General features: G+C 36.9%; 11 protein-coding genes. 1 reads left to right on the top strand and 10 read right to left on the bottom strand.

Annotation, left to right across the window (positions count from 1 at the left end):
* Nucleotides 1-12: 12 nt before the first annotated feature.
* From ACTJJ9_RS10135 to ACTJJ9_RS10175, 9 genes are all read right to left on the bottom strand, one after another.
* Nucleotides 13-1,122: a glycoside hydrolase family 88 protein gene (locus tag ACTJJ9_RS10135; RefSeq protein ID WP_145581921.1), complete on the bottom strand. Its 1,110-nt coding sequence runs from the start codon at nucleotides 1,120-1,122 to the stop codon at nucleotides 13-15.
* Nucleotides 1,119-2,711, bottom strand: a complete 1,593-nt coding sequence (locus tag ACTJJ9_RS10140) for a glycoside hydrolase family 43 protein (RefSeq protein WP_145581923.1) — start codon at nucleotides 2,709-2,711, stop codon at nucleotides 1,119-1,121. Before ACTJJ9_RS10140 ends, ACTJJ9_RS10135 begins: the two co-directional genes overlap by 4 nt.
* Before the next feature lie 88 nt (nucleotides 2,712-2,799).
* A complete protein-coding gene (locus ACTJJ9_RS10145) occupies nucleotides 2,800-4,314 on the bottom strand; it encodes an extracellular solute-binding protein (RefSeq protein ID WP_145581925.1) in 1,515 nt (504 codons plus the stop codon).
* Between the two features lie 69 nt (nucleotides 4,315-4,383).
* Complete coding sequence (locus tag ACTJJ9_RS10150) at nucleotides 4,384-5,277, bottom strand: ABC transporter permease subunit (protein WP_304951820.1); 894 nt, start codon at nucleotides 5,275-5,277, stop codon at nucleotides 4,384-4,386.
* A 360-nt stretch (nucleotides 5,278-5,637) separates the two neighbouring features.
* The gene (locus ACTJJ9_RS10155; protein WP_255451879.1) at nucleotides 5,638-7,920 is read right to left on the bottom strand and encodes an Ig-like domain-containing protein; all 2,283 of its coding nucleotides are present in this window, start codon (nucleotides 7,918-7,920) and stop codon (nucleotides 5,638-5,640) included.
* Nucleotides 7,921-8,236: 316 nt separating this feature from the next.
* Nucleotides 8,237-13,480, bottom strand: a complete 5,244-nt coding sequence (gene pelA / locus ACTJJ9_RS10160) for a pectate lyase (protein WP_145582638.1) — start codon at nucleotides 13,478-13,480, stop codon at nucleotides 8,237-8,239.
* A 100-nt stretch (nucleotides 13,481-13,580) separates the two neighbouring features.
* Nucleotides 13,581-15,098 (bottom strand): extracellular solute-binding protein, encoded by a 1,518-nt coding sequence (locus ACTJJ9_RS10165; RefSeq protein WP_145582639.1) that lies wholly within the window; start codon nucleotides 15,096-15,098, stop codon nucleotides 13,581-13,583.
* Nucleotides 15,099-15,135: 37 nt separating this feature from the next.
* Nucleotides 15,136-15,762 (bottom strand): DUF624 domain-containing protein, encoded by a 627-nt coding sequence (locus ACTJJ9_RS10170; RefSeq protein ID WP_145582640.1) that lies wholly within the window; start codon nucleotides 15,760-15,762, stop codon nucleotides 15,136-15,138.
* 48 nt (nucleotides 15,763-15,810) lie between these two features.
* Nucleotides 15,811-16,797, bottom strand: coding sequence for an ABC transporter permease (locus tag ACTJJ9_RS10175; protein ID WP_222124783.1), 987 nt, complete (start codon nucleotides 16,795-16,797; stop codon nucleotides 15,811-15,813).
* A gap of 331 nt (nucleotides 16,798-17,128) precedes the next feature.
* Here ACTJJ9_RS10175 and ACTJJ9_RS10180 point away from each other — a divergent pair, with 331 nt between their 5' ends.
* Nucleotides 17,129-17,998: a carbohydrate ABC transporter permease gene (locus ACTJJ9_RS10180; protein ID WP_145582641.1), complete on the top strand. Its 870-nt coding sequence runs from the start codon at nucleotides 17,129-17,131 to the stop codon at nucleotides 17,996-17,998.
* 190 nt (nucleotides 17,999-18,188) lie between these two features.
* Here ACTJJ9_RS10180 and ACTJJ9_RS10185 read toward each other — a convergent pair whose 3' ends face one another.
* The gene (locus ACTJJ9_RS10185) at nucleotides 18,189-20,462 is read right to left on the bottom strand and encodes an AraC family transcriptional regulator (RefSeq protein WP_095303300.1); all 2,274 of its coding nucleotides are present in this window, start codon (nucleotides 20,460-20,462) and stop codon (nucleotides 18,189-18,191) included.
* Between the last annotated feature and the right edge of the window lie 324 nt (nucleotides 20,463-20,786).

Raw genomic sequence — 20,786 nt, forward strand, 5'->3', positions numbered from 1 at the left:
CCCTTTCGCCGATTAGTTTTCAATTTCTGCAGCAGCTAAAATAAACGCTCCTACCCCTTTTAAATCATTTGTAATGATCGGCTCGCTAATGTAGTATTCAAACGTGCCATCACGATTATCCGGACCACCAAGTCCTGCGACCTGGCATACTTTATTAAGATTGACATAGCCATCCTTTGTTACGGTTATAAATTCAGTCAATATTCCACGATAGACAGTTTTGGCTACATCCTGCCATTCTCTTGCTAAATAGCCTAAACGCACACCTTTTGCAATCGCATACAAAATCATACAGGAAGCAGACGCCTCTAAATAGTTTCCTTTGCGATCCCCTTTATTTAATACCTGATACCATACACCTGTGTCCTTATCCTGTACATCCATGAGCGCCTTGAGGATGTCATTTAAATATCCTTGTAATAATTGTTTACCTTGATGTCCATCAGGGAAGAGAGGAATTGTATCGACTAATGCCATGGCAAACCAGCCCATCGAACGTCCCCAAAAGTTTTCTGAGTGACCTGTCTCAGGATGACACCAAGGTTGAACCCTTTTTTCATCGAACGCATGATAGAGAAGACCTGTTTCTTCATCCTTTGTATTTTTCACACAAAGGATAAATTGCTTCACAATATCATCAAATTCATCTTCATCACCGAATTCCTTTACATATTCCGCATAGAATGGAGCCCCCATATATAGGCCGTCAAGCCAAATTTGGTATGGATATACCTTCTTATGCCAAAACGCCCCTTCAGCTGTCCGTGGGTGATATTGTAATTGCGTCCGTAAAAGATCAATTGCTTTTTTATATTTTTGTTCACCTGTTTCCTTATATAGTGTTAATAACACCTTCCCGTTATTGATATGATCAATATTAAATGCTTCGATATCATATTCTCGTATATTACCATCCTCACTAACAAACGCATCCATATTTTTCTTTATATAGTCAAAATACTTAGCATCACCTGTTTTTCTCCATACTAATTCCGTACCTTTAAGAACAACCCCATAATCATATGACCATTTATCTTGATAAATTCCTTTTGAAAGCAATGGTCTCCGTGCTATTACTGAATCTACCATACGCTGGGCCCAGTTTTCTGTTATAGTTTTCATTTCATATCACCTTCTAGATTATTATTTATTGGACGATAATGAAAATAATCAAAATCAGCATGCAGCTTCGTTCCTTGTAAGTCTTGGACACATATTCCTACAAAATTCCCTGTAAAGCCATTCCCTTCATCAGAAAGATGGGCAATACTGATTGGTTTCTTCAATAAATTCCAATTATCCCCTTCATAGGCATAACTAAACTGTACAAGGTCCTCTTCAATTTTTGCCTTTAATTTACATACCCTTGCTTCACCAATCGGAATGATGAGCGGGATATATTCGAACTCTCCCCATTCACATTTCATTACGTTAAGACATTTTCCTTTTTCTTCATCATATGAAAGGTAGAAATACACATAATTATCTGTGTTGTAATAAAGAACCAATCCAGCCATTTGCAAAAACGACTTTGGCGCAAAATCGACAGCTGTCTCCACTTCACATTGAAAATGTTGCTGTCTCCTTGCAAGCAAATGTTGGTCTGTTAAAGAGTGCAACGATTCTCCGCCTTTAATACGTAAATATCCCTTCCGTTCTGATAATGAAACCCATGATTCATCCGCAGGGCGACGAAGTGTATTCCATGTTTTATGTAACATTTCGCCATTAAAATCATCAGTATCATTGCTATCTTCTTGAAATTGATATACTGGTAAATTAGGGGCCTTCACTTCATCCTTCGGTTCATTTCCTCCCCCTTCAAGACGTAGCCAGCCATCCTCGGTCCATTTTACACGTTGCAAGGCCGTTTCCCGTCCTAATATCGAATACTTCCCTTTAACTGGACGACTGCATAAATGGGCGATAAACCATTCATTTGTCTGTGTACAAACAAGGCTTGCATGCCCTGCTTTTTGTAAGGTTAGTTGTTCATTATGAGCAGATGTTAACATCGGATTTTTCGGATCAACCTCATATGGGCCAGTTATCTTCTTCGACCGAGCAACTGTGACAGCATGTGTTTTTCCTGTTCCACCCTCAGCCGTAATAAGATAATAGTAACCATTTTGCTTATAAATGTGAGGTGCCTCTGTTTTCCTCAATTCAGTTCCATCAAAAATTTTATAGAGTGGACCAATTAGCTGCTTTTCCTTTTCGGAATACTCTTGCATGAAAATGCCATACGACTTGTTTCTTCCTTCAATCCGATAATCCCAACAGACATTTAACAACCATTTTCTCCCATCCTCATCATGGAACAAAGACGGATCAAAGTTACCACTATTTAAGAAGATTGGTTCTGACCATGGACCTGTTATCTCCTCTGCAGTAATTAAGTAATTATGGGCATCCTTAAATGGATACTTCCCTCTTTTCACATCGGTATAAACGAGATAAAATAATCCATTGTGATAGCTCAATGCAGGAGCCCAGACACTACACGAATCAGGATTCCCTGAGAAATTCGTATGCTCTGTTAAAATATTCGTTAAATGACGCCAATGTCGTAGATCCTTAGAATGATAGACTGGAACACCGGGGTACCATTCAAAAGTTGATGTAACAATGTAGTAATCATCATCAACTCGAATGATACAAGGATCTGGATTAAAGCCTGTTAAAATTGGATTTATAATGATATTTTCCATATACTCGCTCCTTTTCATCGCTTGGATGGATGTATCCTTTCTCTTAACAGCTATGTATTAAGAGAAAGGACCTTGATTTTTTAAAATTTTATTTTTGTGCTTTTTTGTAGGCCTCTTCAAACTCTTGTGCCATCGCATCTCCACCTGATTTTTTCCACTTTTCAACTTCTGCATCAAAGCCTTTTTCGTCGATTTCTCCCATAATGTATTTAATCGTTGCATCGATAATAATTTTTTCCAGCTCTGTTCCTCGCTCACTAGCTGTTTGCGAGTCTAATGGGACTGTTGGATCGAGTACTGCAAATTCAGCATTTTCTTCAATTAATTCATTTACTTGCTGTTTTGCTGGATTTGCATCTATTAATGAATGAGTAATTTCACTTGGTCTTGAGCTTGAGAATGGTTGAACATCCTTTTGCCATAATTCATTATCAATAATTTGGAATGCACCATTTTCATCAATTTCATAATGTGTGCCTTCAATTCCACCTGTCATTAACATGAAAACTTCCTCATCAATTAGGTCATTGATAAATTGCAAAATTCGCTTTAATTCTGCCTCTGATTCCACTTCTGTTTTCGGAAATGCTAGTAACCCGCCAACTCCGCTATTTTCAGACCAAATATGATGTTTGCCATCTGGTCCTTTAATTTTATTTACCGGGACAATTTCCATTTCTTCCTGAATGCCTTCAGCAAGATTTAATAAACCTGTGACACCAACTAATCCGGTAAATATCCCTGTCTTCCCTTGTGCAAATTTATCCATTTGGTCATTTTTTGCAGTTACGGCAAAATCCTTATCTAAATAACCATTTTCATAAAGCTTTCTAGAATAGTTCATCGTATCCTTATAAGCTTGTGTTTCAACCTCATGAGTAAATGTTCCATTCTCATCAACAGCCCATCCATTCGGCGTACCAAAGTAAGAGCTTAATGTCTTAAAGCTGCCGTATCTTAGCTCATTTCGATCACCAAAGCCGACTGTATCATCCTTCCCATTACCGTCTGGATCATCCTCTGTAAACGCTCTCGCAACTTCGTATAATTCGTCTAAGGTAGTAGGGACCTTTAAACCTAAATTATCTAGCCAATCCTTGCGAAGAAGTAAACCTGAGCGGGCTAAATCCTTTTGAAACGGAACACCGTATAGTTTTCCGTCAATGGATGCAGCTGACCGAATTTCTTCAGAAATTTGCTTTAAATTGTCATAGTCATCTAAATACTTTTCAACCTCCCAAAACATGCCTGACTTTAAAGACTGTCTTACAGAGGAATTTGTTAGCATCGTTAATGAAACAATATCCGATAATTCACCAGAGGCTAAAGCTGCGGTAATTCGTTCTTCCTTCGAAGCATCAGGAACCCAATTAAAATTGATATCCGCATTCGTTGCTTCCTCAATTTTATTCAATACTACATCAGTCGGTGGTGATGGTGTATGGAGCATCGCTGTCCAGCTCACTTCAAGCTTTGAATCTGAGCTATATTCCTTTGAATCACTACCTGCCTTCTCGCTATTATTTCCACATGCGGCAAGTAGAAGCTGTGATGCAACGAGTACATTAACTGCAATTATTTTAAAGAATTTCTTTTTCTTCATTTTCAGTCTCCTCTTTGTTTTTTACGAAGCTATTAATGATACATATGCCATTAAATATTTCTAAACCTTTTAATACAATCCATCCTCACCAAACTTTTTCGCTAGCTTATTAGCTCCTATGACGAGAATTAAGCCAACGAGTCCTTTAAACATTCCAACCGCTGTACTATAGCTTAATTGACCGTTCTTCAATCCTGCCGTATAAACGTATGTGTCAAAAATTTCAATCGATTCACGGTTTAATGAGTTTAATAATAGGTAAACATGCTCAAAGCCTAAATCGAGTGTTTGACCTATTTTTAAGATTAAAAGAATTATAATCACCGGACGGATCGCCGGCAATGTTACATGCCATATTTGCCGAAAACGATTTGCCCCATCCATTTTTGCGGCTTCATATAATTGTGGGTCGACTGCTGTAACCGCTGCCAAATATATGATTGTTGACCAGCCCATCTCTTTCCAGATGATTTGCAGAATATACATTGCTCGCGTCCAACCGCCATCAGTAAGGAAATTAATCTTCTCTCCTCCTGCTTTCGCAATGAGCTCGTTAATCACCCCACCATCAACAGTTAAGAATACGTAGGAAATCGAAACGATGATAACCCATGACATAAAATGCGGGATGTAAATCACCGTTTGGATTGCGCTTTTAAACATTTTTACTCGTACCTCATTTAGCATTAACGCAATAATGATCGGTATCGGAAAAAAGATAAATAAATTGAGCGCAAATAAAAACAATGTGTTCGATAACAGCATAAAAAACGTCGGCTCTGTAAATAGACGGATAAAATGCTTAAAGCCTGCCCATGGACTGCCGAATATCCCTAAAAAGGGCTGATAATCTTGAAAGGCAATAATGAGGCCCCCCATTGGAACGTACTTGAAAATAATAAAGTACAAGACACCAGGTAAAATCATAAAATATAAGTATTTGTTTCGACCAATGCTCGCGATGTTCCTTCGCCTTAGTTCTTGCTTAAGCGATTTTTTATCTAGTACTAGAGGTTCGCCTGATTGATTATTAGTTTGTATGGGTGTATCTCTCACAACTTATGCTCCCTTCAGATATTCTTCCTAGGTTGTTCTTCTCCTGTTAAAGTTACGTCAATTTTCTATATTTCGTCTACAATCATTATGTAAGGCTCTGAGCAAAATCTTGATGTAGCAGGCTATCCTTTATGAATGTGATAAAATGATTACTCTTTTTCACGAATGATTAGTGGGACTTCTTTCATGAGAATAAGAAAAGAGAAGTTCATCGCAAAGCGACTCCCTTCTCTTTTAACTATTACCAGATTAGTCATGTCAGTATTTTTATTTACTAGTTAGTGAAACATTTGAAAAGATTGCCGTATTGTAGGAAATGAGCTTACTAGTATTTTTAGCTCCATCAACTGCAAAGCCAATATAAGCCTCATCACCAATTCTAATTTCGGCTTTGCCAACCTCTGTCCAAGCTTTACCATCTGCTGAGGCATAACCTATAATGTAATCTCCGCTTCTTACAAGCTTTAACCAATAGGGAAGTGTTGTTCCATTTAAGGACGGAACCCCGATTTCCTCGGGTCTGTCGTTTTCACCTGGTGCAACAATCGTCTCACCCTTTTCCTTTCTTGAAGAGAAATGGACCGAATATGGAGTATCCTGCTTATCTGCCTTTACTACAGATGTGCTAATCATTGCAGCAGGTGCATCCTTTTCAAGACCTCCGCGGATCATTAATCCGGAAATCGCATTATTATCAACCTTTGTTAATGAATCAATTCTTGCAATTAGCTGGGCATCGCCCTTAACCTTCTGATAAGCAAAATGGAAGGAATCCGCTGTTTTATCAATTCGCCCTGAGCCTTTCACTATGAGTTCTTTATCTGTTTTAGTCGTATTTCCCTTAAGTGGCGTATTCCCAATATCCTTTGGCTTCCATTCTCCAGATTGCTTCATCGTGTTTACATGGATTGGCATTGATGTTGTTTGTGTTTCATTTCCATTTTTATCAATCGCCTTTGCGGAAATATACCATGTCCCATCAGCTGCATTATTCCATGTAAAATCAAATGAGCCTTTCGTTGATTCCCCAATCTTCTGGTCATTTTGATAATACTCTACCTTTGCAATATTTCGTTTATCCTGAAGCTTTGCCTTCAATTTAATGGAGGTTCCTGCTTTATAAATGCCATTATATTTTGGCGATACAAGCTGTACATCCGGGTTTTCAGCCTTTTTATCCATACTAATTAGTGAATTTAAATAGAGTTCTAGATTTGAATAGCCAGAAGCTGTAATTTCTTTACCATCTTCAGCATTATTTGGATTCAAGCGATTTGCTTCTTCCCATTTATTTGGGATACCATCGTGATCGGTATCAATTGGAGCAGCCGATGACGTTAATTCAGGATATCCTCCTGTTTCCCATTCATTATTAATAAATCGACCAGTACCATGTTTTACATCATTAACAATGCGAGCATCTACCGCATCACGGCGTGGATATGTTGCACCTGATTTTTCAAGAACCTCCTTATATGCCTGTTCAGCTGATTTTATCTTCAACGTGTCATGACCAAGCACATAAAATGGTGTTTCAGAGAAAAAAGTACCGTTTTTAATATCCTCAATCCCTAAATTGTTATCCGCTGATACAGCTTTATTGCCATGCATATAATTTCCATCTACATAAAACCAGCTAAGCTTGCCATTTTGACCTGGACTTACGATCCGCTTCATTACATTTTCATGTGTAGCTGGACCTGGCTTATAATAGTTATTCATTATATTATTCTCCTGATCATTTCCACCGTAAGTCGAATTAAATCCCCAATTGTAAATAACATTGTTTACAAAATCAGTACTCGAAACTGGGTGAAGTGAGTTTCCTGTATTACCTAGAGCTGGTAGTCTGCTTGTATGACTAGAAATTAAATTATTAGCAAATGTCGCATTTTCTCCTCCCCATATTCCACCATATCCATGACGCCCTTTTACATGGCCAGATATATATAAGCTTTCACTAATGATACTCCATTGTAATGTTGTGTTTTCATTTCGATAGAAGGAAAGAGTTTCATCTACGGACCAGCTTGTTGAAATATGATCAATCATTGCATTTTTTACATCTCTGCCACCAAAGGCATCGGGCTCTGATTCAATATTTGTACTCCCAGGTCTAAATCTCATATACCTTAAAATGATATTTTCAGACCCAGAAATATCGGTACCAAAGCCTGCGACAGCAATTCCATCACCAGGTGCTGTTTGACCCGCAATTGTTAGATTCTTTTGCTTAATTTTCAACGGCTGTTTAAGCTGTATCGTTCCGGAAACACGAAAGACAATCGTACGATTCCCTTTACTAACAGCATCCCGCAACGAACCCTTTATTGGTGCTTCATCGATATTATAATCCTCTAATGTTGTCACTTCATATACGTCATAGCCACGCCCACCACTTGCATACATGCCACCACCCTCTGCACCAGGGAAAGCAAGTACCTTTCTTTCCTCTTCAGAAGCAGCATTCACTTCCTGTTGAGGAAAGGGCATTTCAACTAATCCACCCAATAGTAATGCAGCCATAAATGCTAGAGAATACTTTTTCACCTTCAATTCTACTCCTCCTTTAAATAAAAACTTCATTTATAATAGCGCTTACATTTCGTTTGGGCTGATGATAAAGCAAGCGTTATTACCAAGCAATAAATGTTCAATACGAGAAAGCTAATATGGTTTGCACAGTTGAATAAATCTATTTTTCTCTTATTAAATAATAATGTTAGCTTGTTCCAGCTATAACAGCTACAATCATTAAATTAGAATAGAAAAACAAAAGGCATTCCGAAAAGAATTAAATCGAATGATTATGATGATTAAAAAGGATAGCACAAAGCTATGTTTGTACTATCCTTATTTCGAACAATTATTTTGTCTGTGAAAAGTTTGCCTCAATCCGATGTAATTCACCTAGAGAAAAGGTTTCACCTACTGCATTTTTAGAGCGCTGACCAACAACATTCACAAAAACTCGATCTTCGTAATAACCAGTTGTCGCTGCAATATTTAATAATTTCTGCGGCCATTCCCCTGCCCATCTGTAGCCATCTCTTCTTTCCTGTTCAATCTCAAGGATGTTATGCTTGATCACACCATCTCTTCCAGAAAAAATTGGCTTATTTGTACCAATTTCATAAAAACGATACCATGTGTTAACCGATTCATCTTGGTAAAAATAAATGCCAGCAGGGTCTCCAGAAACGTATTTAACCCCTTCAAGCTTTGCCTCTTCAAACCAGGTTAATGCACCGTTTATAGCAGCCTTTACATCATCGGTTTGGTTCGGTAGTGACATTAAATATTGGACAACTCCTACTGATTCTGAACCTGAAATCGATGGATGCTCATAGGAACGAGCCTCTTTTGGTTCATACGTCTTAGGATCATGCTGGGCACACCATGCTGTTAATTTCCCATTCACCTTTATTTGGGATTTCAAAATATAATCTAAACCTAAATCTAATGATGCATTGATTTGGTTAACAAGAGAATCATTTACAACATCTGTATTAAATGGGTATTCCTTATTTGCAACCATTGTTAATACATTCATTACCCTTATCATCGCATTATCGTTGTAAGTAACATAATCCGAATAATTTCCTCTTGCAGGGTATGCTTGTGGCCAGCCTCCTGTCTCATATTGTGCCTCAAGAAGGTAACGTATCCCCTTTAATACGGAATCCTTATATCTGCTATCCCCTGTTTCCTTATACATCAAGGCTAAAAACAGAATTTCATTTGTTGTCGCATTATTATCAATGACACCTAACTCTCCAGCCTCTGGAGTATACATCTCAGATTTTGGCTCCTTACCGTCCCATTGTCTGTTGTACTTATCCTCCATATTTTTATACCAACCGCCATGGTCCATTTGCCAGCTTACTAGATAGTCTGCTTGCTTTATGTCATTTTCTCGATTACCAGTGTAATACGGTGCATTTAAATAAGGAATATGAAATGGATCCTCTGTTTTTTGCGAAGGAACGGTTCCATCTTGATTAAACGCTTCCTTCGTTTTGAAAATTGCAACCGTTTGGTTGTCCTTATTCACTCGTGTGGAAACATCTTCAATTGTTAATGTTGACTTCAATCCCGGATTAAGGTCAGCCCAATCGTTCGTTGCTGTCTGCAATTCCAAATCAGTAGGATCAAAGCTTTTTAATTTACTATTAAACGTAATCTCAACAGTATTTGCATTAATAGCTTCACTTTTCACAATTTTTACGGGGCCTTCCTCTACTGCATGACCCTTAGGAACTAGTTTAATTGTTACTGGCTTAGACTGATTACCTGCAAGATCAATCGCAGTAATTGTTACTGTATTCATTCCTGGTTTAAGGCGAACGTGTGATGTAAAGGTGAAATCATCCGCAAGTTTGATTTTTTCACCATTAATTTGAATGGATCCAGCTTCACTCACCTTCCCTGATATTGGGAACGGGTTATATGCTGTGTTGTAGTGATTTCCCTTTTTCTCAGCCTTAAGGCTATCAAGTGTAATAGCTGGCTTTATTGGGTCATATACAACTTTGATCACCTTAATGCCAACATTCCCCTTTGAATCGATTGCTTTGATAGCGATATGATTTTCCCCTTTAACTAAGTCAAGATTTACCTTAAAACTGTTATCCTGGCGAAGGGAAATTTCTTTTTCATTAATGACTACCTTAGCTTCTTTATCTACTTTACCCGAAATAGTAAAGCTTGATTTATTAACGATCGAATCACTTTGATCAAGTGTAATAATTGGTGCCGAAATCTCAGTAACTGGGATAATACCAACTCTTGTTGGATCCCACCCATCATTGCCTTTCAATATATTTTGTATCGTATATTGATTAGCCTCTTCTGGAGTTAGTTGCTTTGACCATGGATCACGTGCCTTTGAGTTTGCTCCTGGACCTGAGGAATTAAACTCTGAATATCTAGCAGTTTTTTCGTTTGCCACATTACTCCAATTATCCCATCCGTCAGGTGCAATAGATGAATCCATCTTTGTATTAATATAGCTTACAGCTGAATATGGACGCCAAGGTCTGCCTAAGCGCACTCCTTCTATTCCTTCGTCAGAAGTAATTGTTGAATTCATAAACACATATCCGAACTCACTTTCCTGAGGTGTGCTTGCAGCAGTAATCATGCTTCCATCTCGTTTACTATGAATTTGGCAATCATTAAATACAGCTGTTGCCGGACCAAAGATGAAATCAACATCCCCCTCGATATAACAGCCTTGATAATATTGTCTTGATTGATGAGTATATAATGTATCCTGATAGCCTAGAAATCTCACATTTTCAAAGTAAGCTCGATCCCCCTGTACATAAGCAGCTACCGCTTGCCCTGTACCTTGTCCAGAATCGTTTTGAATCGTTATATTTTTTGCAATAAAATCATTTGCATATATAAACATACTTGAGCTTTTAGATGTTCCTAACGGATTTCCATCAGGACCAGGTGTGTTTGCATTATCTTGATAAACAAGTACTGTCTCTTCCTTGCTTTCACCTACTAGACTTAGATTGCTTTTTGTTTTAGGAATCGTTATTTTTTCGCGGTATTCACCGTTTTTAATGTAAATTACATGTCGTTTTGTGCTATTATCTGGTACAGCATTTATTGCTTCTTGAACTGTTCTATAGCTTGCACCTTCCTTTGCAACTATTAACACCTTTGCCGGGGTCACTGCAATTGGTTCTGAGTCAAAACCTTCTCCGTTTTCATTAACTGCGGAAATGACATAATCATACGTTTCTCCATTTGCTAAGCCAACATCCTGAAAGCTTGTAAGGGGAATGTTCGATGCAATGACTTTATATTCTCCTTCCTTGTATGTTGAACGCTTAACGATATAGGAGTCAGCTCCATTTACCTCATCCCATTGTAATGTCACTTGAGAATCTCCAGCTTTTGCTTTTAAATTAACTGGAACATCAGGAACACCATTTTTTGACGTTGCGATTGCTCGTAAAGGTTCAGAATTAGCACTTTTGGCTGTTTCACTGTTTGCGCTAATGACGTAATAATACTCTTCGCCATTCGTTAATCCAGTATCTGTATATGTCGTCTCCTTTACATCGCTTTTTACTGTTTCATAGTTTCTCCCTTTTATTTTACTGCGCTTGATTTCATAAGAGGTTGCTCCATCAACCGCCTTCCAGTTTAGCGTAATCCTATTATCACCACTAGTAGCAGACAATTCGGTTGGTGATTGTAACGGTGCACTTGGAATAGCTTTAACCTCCAAAGAGTTTTCACTTTCTCCTCCGATATTTTCTGCTGATAAAACATAGAAATAGTTTCTGTTGTTATCAAGTCCTGTATCACGATAGCTTGTACCTTCAACATTGCTTGCAATTACCTCATAAGGCCCACCATTTACCGTCGCTCGCTTTACATTATAAGTTACGTTTGAAGCAGCTTCGTTTTCATCGATACCAAGCGCCCATTTTACAGCCTCATCAATCAACTTCCAGCCTTCTGAAGTGAGCGCATCTTCCTGTCCAGCGAATAAAAAGGTAGAAACTTGCCGTGCAGGAACAGGGTCTCCATTAACATTTTTCGCCCCAGCCTCATAGGCAAAAATCGTTGCCTTTTCCTCATCGTTTGCTGCAGTCGCAATAATAATCGCTTCATCAGATGGCTTTCCAAAATTCATACTACCTGCTTGAGAATACACTTTTACTGTACCTTGAAGTCCTGCTGCAAGGGGGTGATGGCTAGTTTTTATTTGAATTGATGTTTGATTTTCATAGCTTCCAAAAGTACCAGATGTAGCTGAGCTTAAATAAACATCATCAAGTACATAAGGCTCTGCATAGATAACAGGTACCTTTGAATTGATGAACTTCTTCCCGATATACCCTGACCCTGATGATTCACCAATAAAGACTAAATCATAATTAGCTGCATCATCTGAAGTAACTTCATTATCCTTTTTAAAGGTTACGGAAAAACCCTTTCCTTCTAAATGAGCAATTGTTTTTTCATCAGCTGCTATGCCAGTACCAACAAACAAAATCGATTTACTCTCACCAAATTTGTCCCATGTTAAATCAATTTGACTATTTCTTGAAGTTGCAGTTAAACCAGTAGGTGCTGATGGGGGATTTGGTATTTCTGTTGGAGTGACTGAAACCTGGTTAGAGTGTTGACTTTCTCCTACTGCATTAACAGCTGATACTACATAATAATAGATTTGATTATTCATTACATCTTTATCAACATATCTCGTTTCCGTTATATCCTTTGCAATTGTCTCATATGGTCCACCGTCTGATGTACTACGCTTTATTGTGTAAGAGGAAGCACCTTTTGCCGGATTCCAATTAAGTTCAACTATTTTGTCACCGGATATTGCTGTTAATGCCTTTGGTGAATCAGTTGGTTCTACATAAACGTTCAAATTGTCCCATAAAATATCCCCAACAGATGAACCAGCCGTTTGGGCCTCAACAGAGTTTAAGCTAGTCACAGCCTCATAAAATGGAAAATTCCCAATATAATCATCATTGATATACATCTCAACTGACTGATCATTCATATCAACTAATAGCTTGAGATGATACCAGCTGTTTCCTTCTAACGGAATATTCTTTCCTTCAAAAGTGAAAGCTTTAAACGTTCCATCGCTTCCTCTATAACCGATGCTTGAGCCTGAAATTTCAATGATGAACGCTGTTTTTCCATTTTCCTTGTCCTCTATACGTAAAGGATATGAGTTCCCTACAGCTTTTGGCTCCATCATATCCAATTCAACGACAAAGCTTCCCTCTTGAGGTGCAAATGGTTTTGTTACAATCGTTCTAGCTCGCTTAGAGGCTCCACTATCATTATCAAAAACTCTTAATCCCTTTGCTGACGTATTACCTGTTGAATCAGCTGGTATTTGATCAGTATAAACAGCACTTGTTTCTTCAGTCACTCCCTCTACAGAAGCACTATATAAATAGCCATCTGGTAAACTACCAATTTGTTGATTTTCAAAATCATCATTAATTAGATAGTGTTTAGATTGCTCTAATTCTGTTGCTGCTGTTACATTAGCACTTTGAAAAATTGATAGTAAAAGAATTAAACATAAAAAAACATTCGTTAGTTTTTTCATCTATTTCCTCCTAATAGCATCGTAGAATCAACTTTTCTTAAAAAATTAGATAAGTGGGGGTTATCGTATCCCCCACTTCATAGAAGGAATCTAAACTAAATTATTCCTGACTCTTTTTGTAAGCCTCTTCATATTCAGTTATCATCTGTTCGCCACCAGATTTTCTCCATTTTTCTACCTCTGCATCAAAGCCCTTTTCGTCAAGTTCACCCATAATATATTTAATTGTTGCATCAACGATAATTTTTTGTAGCTCTGTTCCTCTTTCATTTGCTGTAGCTGAATCTAGCGGTACTGTCGGATCAAGGATAGCAAATTCCTCATTTTCTTTAATCAATTCATTTGCTAACTGCTTAGAAGGATCGGCATCAACTATTGAATGAGTGATTTCACTTGGTCTTGAGCTTGCAAAAGGTTGAACATCCTTTTGCCATAACGCATCATCTAAAACCTTAAATTCACCATTTTCCCCTAGCTCATAATGTGTTCCCTCAATTCCCCCTGTCATAAGCATGAATACTTCTTCATCAATTAAATCATTGATAAATTGTAAAATCCGTTTCAACTCTTCTTCGCTTTCGACCTCTGATTTAGGAAATGCCATTAATCCACCGACACCACTATTTTCAGACCAAATATGATATTTTCCATCTGGACCAGCAATCTTGTTTACAGGCACTAATTCCATTTGATCCTGTACACCTTTTGCCATTACCTTTAAGTTTTTAATATCAACCATTCCTGTATAAATCCCTGTTTTCCCTTGAGCAAAGTTTTGTTGCTGATCCGTTTTCGCTGTTACAGCAAAATCCTGAGCAAGATAGCCATTTTCATATAATTTTCTTGAATAATTCATTGTATCCTTATATGCTTGTGTTTCAAATTCAGGAGTAAATTTTCCGTTTTCATCTACTGCCCATCCGTTTGGTGTTCCAAAATACGAGCTTAATGTTTTAAAGCTACTGTATCTTAAATCACTTCTGTCACCAAAGCCAGTAGTATCTTCTTTTCCGTTGCCGTCTGGGTCATCCTCGGTAAATGCTCGTGCTACCTCGTATAATTCGTCTAATGTTTTAGGTACTTCTAAGCCTAGTTTATCGAGCCAATCCTTTCGAATAATCAATCCTGAGCGAGCTAGGTCCTTTTGAAACGGTACCCCATATAGCTTTCCATCAATTGATGCTGCCTTACGTATATCCTCAGAAATTAACTTTAAATTATCATAATCATCAAGGTACTCTCCTACATCCCAGAACATGCCTGACTTCAATGATTGTCTAACAGAGGAATTCGTTAACATCGTTAATGAAACAATATCTGATAATTCACCTGAAGCAAGGGCTGCTGTAATACGCTCCTCCTTTGATGCATCCGGAACCCAATTAAAGTTAATTGTTGTATTTGTTGCTTCTTCAATCTTATCGAGAACGACATCTGTAGGTGGTGATGGTGTATGAAGAATTGCAGTCCAGCTCACTTCAAGATGAGAATCTAGACTATAGGATTCCTTTGAGTCACCACCTGTTTTTTCACTATTGTTTGAGCATGCTGCAAGCAACAGTTGAGAGGCAACTAACACATTTACCGCAATTAATTTTCCAAGTTTCTTCTTTTTCATTGATCTCCATCCCCCTTATTTATCATCAATCTATAGACTATGAGTGAACCTGATGTGACTGCTTTTTCATATTTTGCATCTCAATTCTCAGAAACACCTGATGTGTAAACCACATGACAACATAACACCCGATACTTGTTCCGAAGAAGGTGAAAATGCCAGGGTTTAAAAATAGGACAAGATAAACAATTGCCAAGCTTACCAATAAAAGCAAGGTATATTGTAAATAGGAAATTCCAAATAAAACTGAATACTTCAGTTTGTGTACAACATTTTTCAAATCATAGTGAGCCATAATCGGAAAAATATAGCATAATGAAACAAGATATACGAAGCTAACTATGATAATGAACGTACGTAACATGAAAGACTCGACAAAAAGTAAATCTACATAAAGTACTACTCCAACTGCAAAGTAAAGAATTCCTAGTATTGCAGATTCGATAAAATTTTCGCGGTACGCCTTCCAAAAGGTAGAAAAAATAGGAATATCCTTTTTACCTCTTATCCAATGCCTTATTACGGTAAACATCGCTAATGTAGCTGGACCAATGCCTAGAAGGACAAGTCCTAATAAACTAAATGCCATCCATAGTAAATTGAGATAGACAAGCTGTAAAATACGGATGCAAATCTCATTAAAGCGCTCCGCCATTTTCCCCATCTTTATGAACCTCCTTTCCCCACCCTGAAACCGCTATCATTTTTGTTGTTAATACAATCCATCCTCACCAAACTTTTTCGCTAGCTTATTAGCTCCTATGACGAGAATTAAGCCAACGAGTCCTTTAAACATTCCAACTGCTGTACTATAGCTTAATTGACCGTTCTTCAATCCTGCCGTATAAACGTATGTGTCAAAAATTTCAATCGATTCACGGTTTAATGAGTTTAATAATAGGTAAACATGCTCAAAGCCTAAATCGAGTGTTTGACCTATTTTTAAGATTAAAAGAATAATAATTACCGGACGGATCGCCGGCAATGTTACATGCCATATTTGCCGAAAACGATTTGCCCCATCCATTTTTGCGGCTTCATATAATTGCGGGTCAACCGCTGTAATCGCTGCCAAATAAATGATTGTTGACCAGCCCATCTCTTTCCAGATGATTTGCAGAATATACATTGCTCGCGTCCAACCGCCATCAGTAAGGAAATTAATCTTCTCTCCTCCTGCTTTCGCAATGAGCTCGTTAATAACCCCACCATCAACAGTTAAGAATACGTAGGAAATCGAAACGATGATAACCCATGACATAAAATGCGGGATGTAAATCACCGTTTGGATTGCGCTTTTAAACATTTTTACTCGTACCTCATTTAGCATTAACGCAATAATGATCGGTATCGGAAAAAAGATAAATAAATTGAGCGCAAATAAAAACAATGTGTTCGATAACAACATAAAAAACGTCGGCTCTGTAAATAGACGGATAAAATGCTTAAAGCCTGCCCATGGACTGCCGAATATCCCTAAAAAGGGCTGATAATCTTGAAAGGCAATAATGAGGCCCCCCATTGGAACGTACTTGAAAATAATAAAGTACAAGAGACCGGGTAAAATCATAAAATATAAGTATTTGTTTCGACCAATGCTCGCGATGTTCCTTCGCCTTAGTTCTTGCTTGAGTGCTTTCTTATCGATAGCAGGTGGAGCTTCATGTTGATTTCTTACAGGAACGGGTGCATCTCTCACAACGTATACCTCCTTTAGTTTTATTCCCCTTATTGTTTACAAGCTAAAGGTACGTTATTTTTTCGTATTACGTCTACAATCATTCCGTTAGAAACGCAGTACTGACAGTTTTAGTAAGCGCTTTCTCGATATTATCTAAGAAAATGATTACGATTGCTCCTTATTGATTATCGTTAAATGGACAATGTAACAATACATGTTTTCATACGAATACTGAACCTAGTAAGGTTATGTAAAGATGATTATAGACGTACCATTCTTACGATTGCTATAGTGTGATCAAAGCAACACATAAAGGTAACTATTTATTCTACAAGGAGGGATTTAGCAAATGCACGAAAAATCACTAGGTAGTCGTCTCTTTAACTTTTTTAACTACACCATCTTATTAATTATTGCTCTAGCCTGTCTTATCCCATTTGTGAATGTCATTTCAAGTTCATTCGCAACAACACAAGAGGTTGTTGAAAAAACATTTATCCTTTTTCCAACAACCTTTACATTAGATGCATATCAATATATTTTTTCAACACCAACTATATTTAGAAGCTTTGCCGTATCAATTGGTGTAACAGGTGTAGGTACATTAGTAAGCATGATTTTAACTGCCTTTATGGCTTATTCATTATCACGAAAGTATTTATATGGTAGAAAGGGCATTAATTTTATCATCGTCTTTACAATGCTATTTAGCGGCGGTATGATTCCAACATACCTCGTTGTTCGAAATGTTGGGCTCATCGATTCTTATTGGGCATTAATTCTCCCTGTTGCGATTAATGCATTTAACTTAATTATTATGAGAAACTTCTTTCAAGCAATTCCTGATAGCTTAGAAGAATCAGCTAAAATGGATGGATACAATGATATTATGATTTTCTTTAAAATTATCCTTCCATTATCACTTCCATCTATTGCAACCATTTCACTGTTTTATGCAGTTGCATATTGGAATGAATATACAAACGCAATCCTTTATATCAATGATTCAACAAAGTGGCCAATTCAGGTTCTACTTCGTCAAATTGTTATCGTTTCAAGTGGAATGCAGGCAGATGCAACATCAGTCGATATCGTACCACCTGCTCAAACAGTAAAAATGGCTGTTATTACAGTTGCAACATTACCAATGCTTATCCTATATCCATTTTTACAAAAATACTTTGTTAAAGGTGCTTTTGTTGGTTCTGTAAAGGCATAATTAAAATGTAAGCGCTTATGCGATTGAGGGATATTCCTCTTCGCTTCCTACAACTATTCATAAAAATAAGAGGGTGACTCAAAAACAAAGGTTCAGACCCTCAAACACAATATATAAACTAATGATGAGGTTAGTTTACTATATATCAGTGTTTGTTGGAGGGGGCTGAACCTTTTGAGTCACCCTCTTTTCATTCAAATGAAAACGAATCTTCTCGATGTAAATCCCGATACTTTCCAGGTGTTGTGCCTTCAATTTTCCGAAAGGATCGAATGAAATTTTGTGAATTTTTATATTGTAATCTTTCCGATATTTCTTTTACTGACATGTTTGTTTGAAGAAGCCACTTTTTAGCCATATCATAACGATAAAGTGCAAGATACTCACTAAATGATTGCTTGAACTCCTTCTTAAAAATGCTGCTTAAATAGTTTTTATTATAATGAAGACGGGATGCGATAATTTCCAAAGATAATTCCGTATCATATTCATTATGAATAATCGCAAGAATCTTTTCCGATATTGATTTATTTTGTGAATCCGTTCTCTCACCAATTGCATCAACCATCGGATAAATGATTTTATTCTTCACAAACATTTCGATTTCCTCAGAGGTTTTCATATCAGAAATCGCATTATAGATTGTTTTATGATTTTCAATGATTAATGTTTCCATTCCCATGACCTGCATTAATCCAATCAGATCATTTAAAAACCTCATAATACTTACTTCTAGCTCATGGGGATTTGTATTATTTTTATATAAATCTGCAAATAATTGATGGAGTAGCTCTTTTGCTTTTCCGCTTTCCCCTAGTTTTATCGCATCAAACAGCTGATTCTCTACGATTTTTGGAAAATATGTTTTTATTTGCTGTGAATTAAAAATCGCTGACACACTTTCATAGAAAATAACTGATTCCTTTCCAACCTTTAAGCGGAATTTTAACGCCTCAATCCCTTGCTTAAGTGCTTGCTTACAATCTGTTAGCCTTTCAAACGGACTACTAACCCCGATGCTAATTGTTAAATTGAATATTTCCTTAACCGTTTTTTGAATTTTTTCAGCGTATTGATTAATAATTAAATTATGTTGTTCGAAGTTTTTATTCTGACAAATAAAAATTGTTGCCTGTGTAGTTGAATCGATAACAGTAGGAGTTAGCTTCTCATCTTCACGAATGATGTCTGATACAATTTGATTTATCGAAAACAATAACAGATCTTTGTCCTTTCTCGTATATGCATTATCTTCTAAACTATCAAATTGAATTGCTAATACATATAAATAATTCCATTTTTGCGGGTAATTGAAGTCCTGTAATTCCTCTTCAATTTCTGTTTCATTCATCCGTCCATGGAATAAATTTAACATAAATAATGTCTTTAATTGTTCATGCTGATTTGTCACAATATGTTCAAGTGACTGATTTTTATCAATAACCTGCCTTATAGAACTTCCAATTAGTTCAAATTCATCTCGATATTCATTGTTTTGTATTTTCGGAACAAAATTTAGAAGCTCTTTAATCGGCTTTGAGAAATAATCTGAGCTAATATAAGCAATAATAATCGTTACCGTTAGCATAAAGATACTCATTAAAATCGTTCCAATAATGGTTGGCTTCATTGCATAGGTAAACTCTGAATTATTGATTTTGGAGACATAAACCCATCCATTATACCCTGACTTTGAATAGGCAAGCTTGTAATTTTCTGCACCACTTTGATCAACATCGATAATTCCTGTTTGCTTAAGATTCCCCTCCCTTATACTTGTTAATACATCTTCACTCATCCCGTCCTTTTCCTTCTTATTGCTTTGATAAATTAACGTCCCATCCTGACTATAAATGTATATTGGACTAGACTCAGCATGTTTATAAATAAGATTTGTTAATGATTTCATCCGAATGTTTACGATGAGTACACCATTTTTCGTTGATTGATAGAAGGGAGTTAGTTTTACTAGCTCAAGGACATTTGGATTTGATTCGTCCTTTAGCCATGTTGAAGAATGTTGTAAAGATAGATATTTCTCTGATATTTCTTCTCGTTTGCTTTTAGTAAGCTGCTGTAAGCCATCCTTATTAATAATCCAGTTCCCTTGTAAACTTACTAAATCAATTGTTGTTTGACTAGGTCCGAAGGAAGACATGTAGTTTAATTGTTTATCAATTGAATGATACGTATCGAAGTTCTTTGCTGTTAATGGTTGTTCAATATACCCCTTAAATGGATGATCGTGGACATAGGAATTTAGAGTATAATCTAATGTTTGTAACTTTTGCTCCACCGTATTCATCGTCTGAACAACATTTTCTTGTTTCTCGAGCGTCACTTTTTCTTCAAATGAATTCTTCGTGAAAAAGTAAGCAAAGCCATTAAATAAAATCATAACAAGAGTTCCAACTAAGACGAATGGCAGAAAAATCCGATAAAAATATTTTGGTTTATGTTTCATTAAAATTCAACACTCCCCATCCCCTTTATAAAAGCGCTTACATACTTTCCCATTATAAATCCACAGCAAATTTTATGTCAACTTGACTTCAAGTCGGCATATGTGCTCTAGATTTATACTTATGAGAAACGACATACTTGTTTCATTCTATATCGTCTATGAATGTACTAAGCATCATAGCTGAAAATAATGACAACAACTATAATCATTTGCTCTACTTTAGTAGAATGCCTACCGGCACGTTAGAAAAAACTGATAAATTGAGCATGATATAACATAATGATTATTTATAAAATGACTGCTACGCCTTATATATTTTTAAGG

The organism is Metabacillus sp. 22489 (genome assembly GCF_052044855.1).
In the GTDB taxonomy this organism is placed as follows: Bacteria; Bacillota; Bacilli; order Bacillales; family Bacillaceae; genus Metabacillus; species Metabacillus niabensis.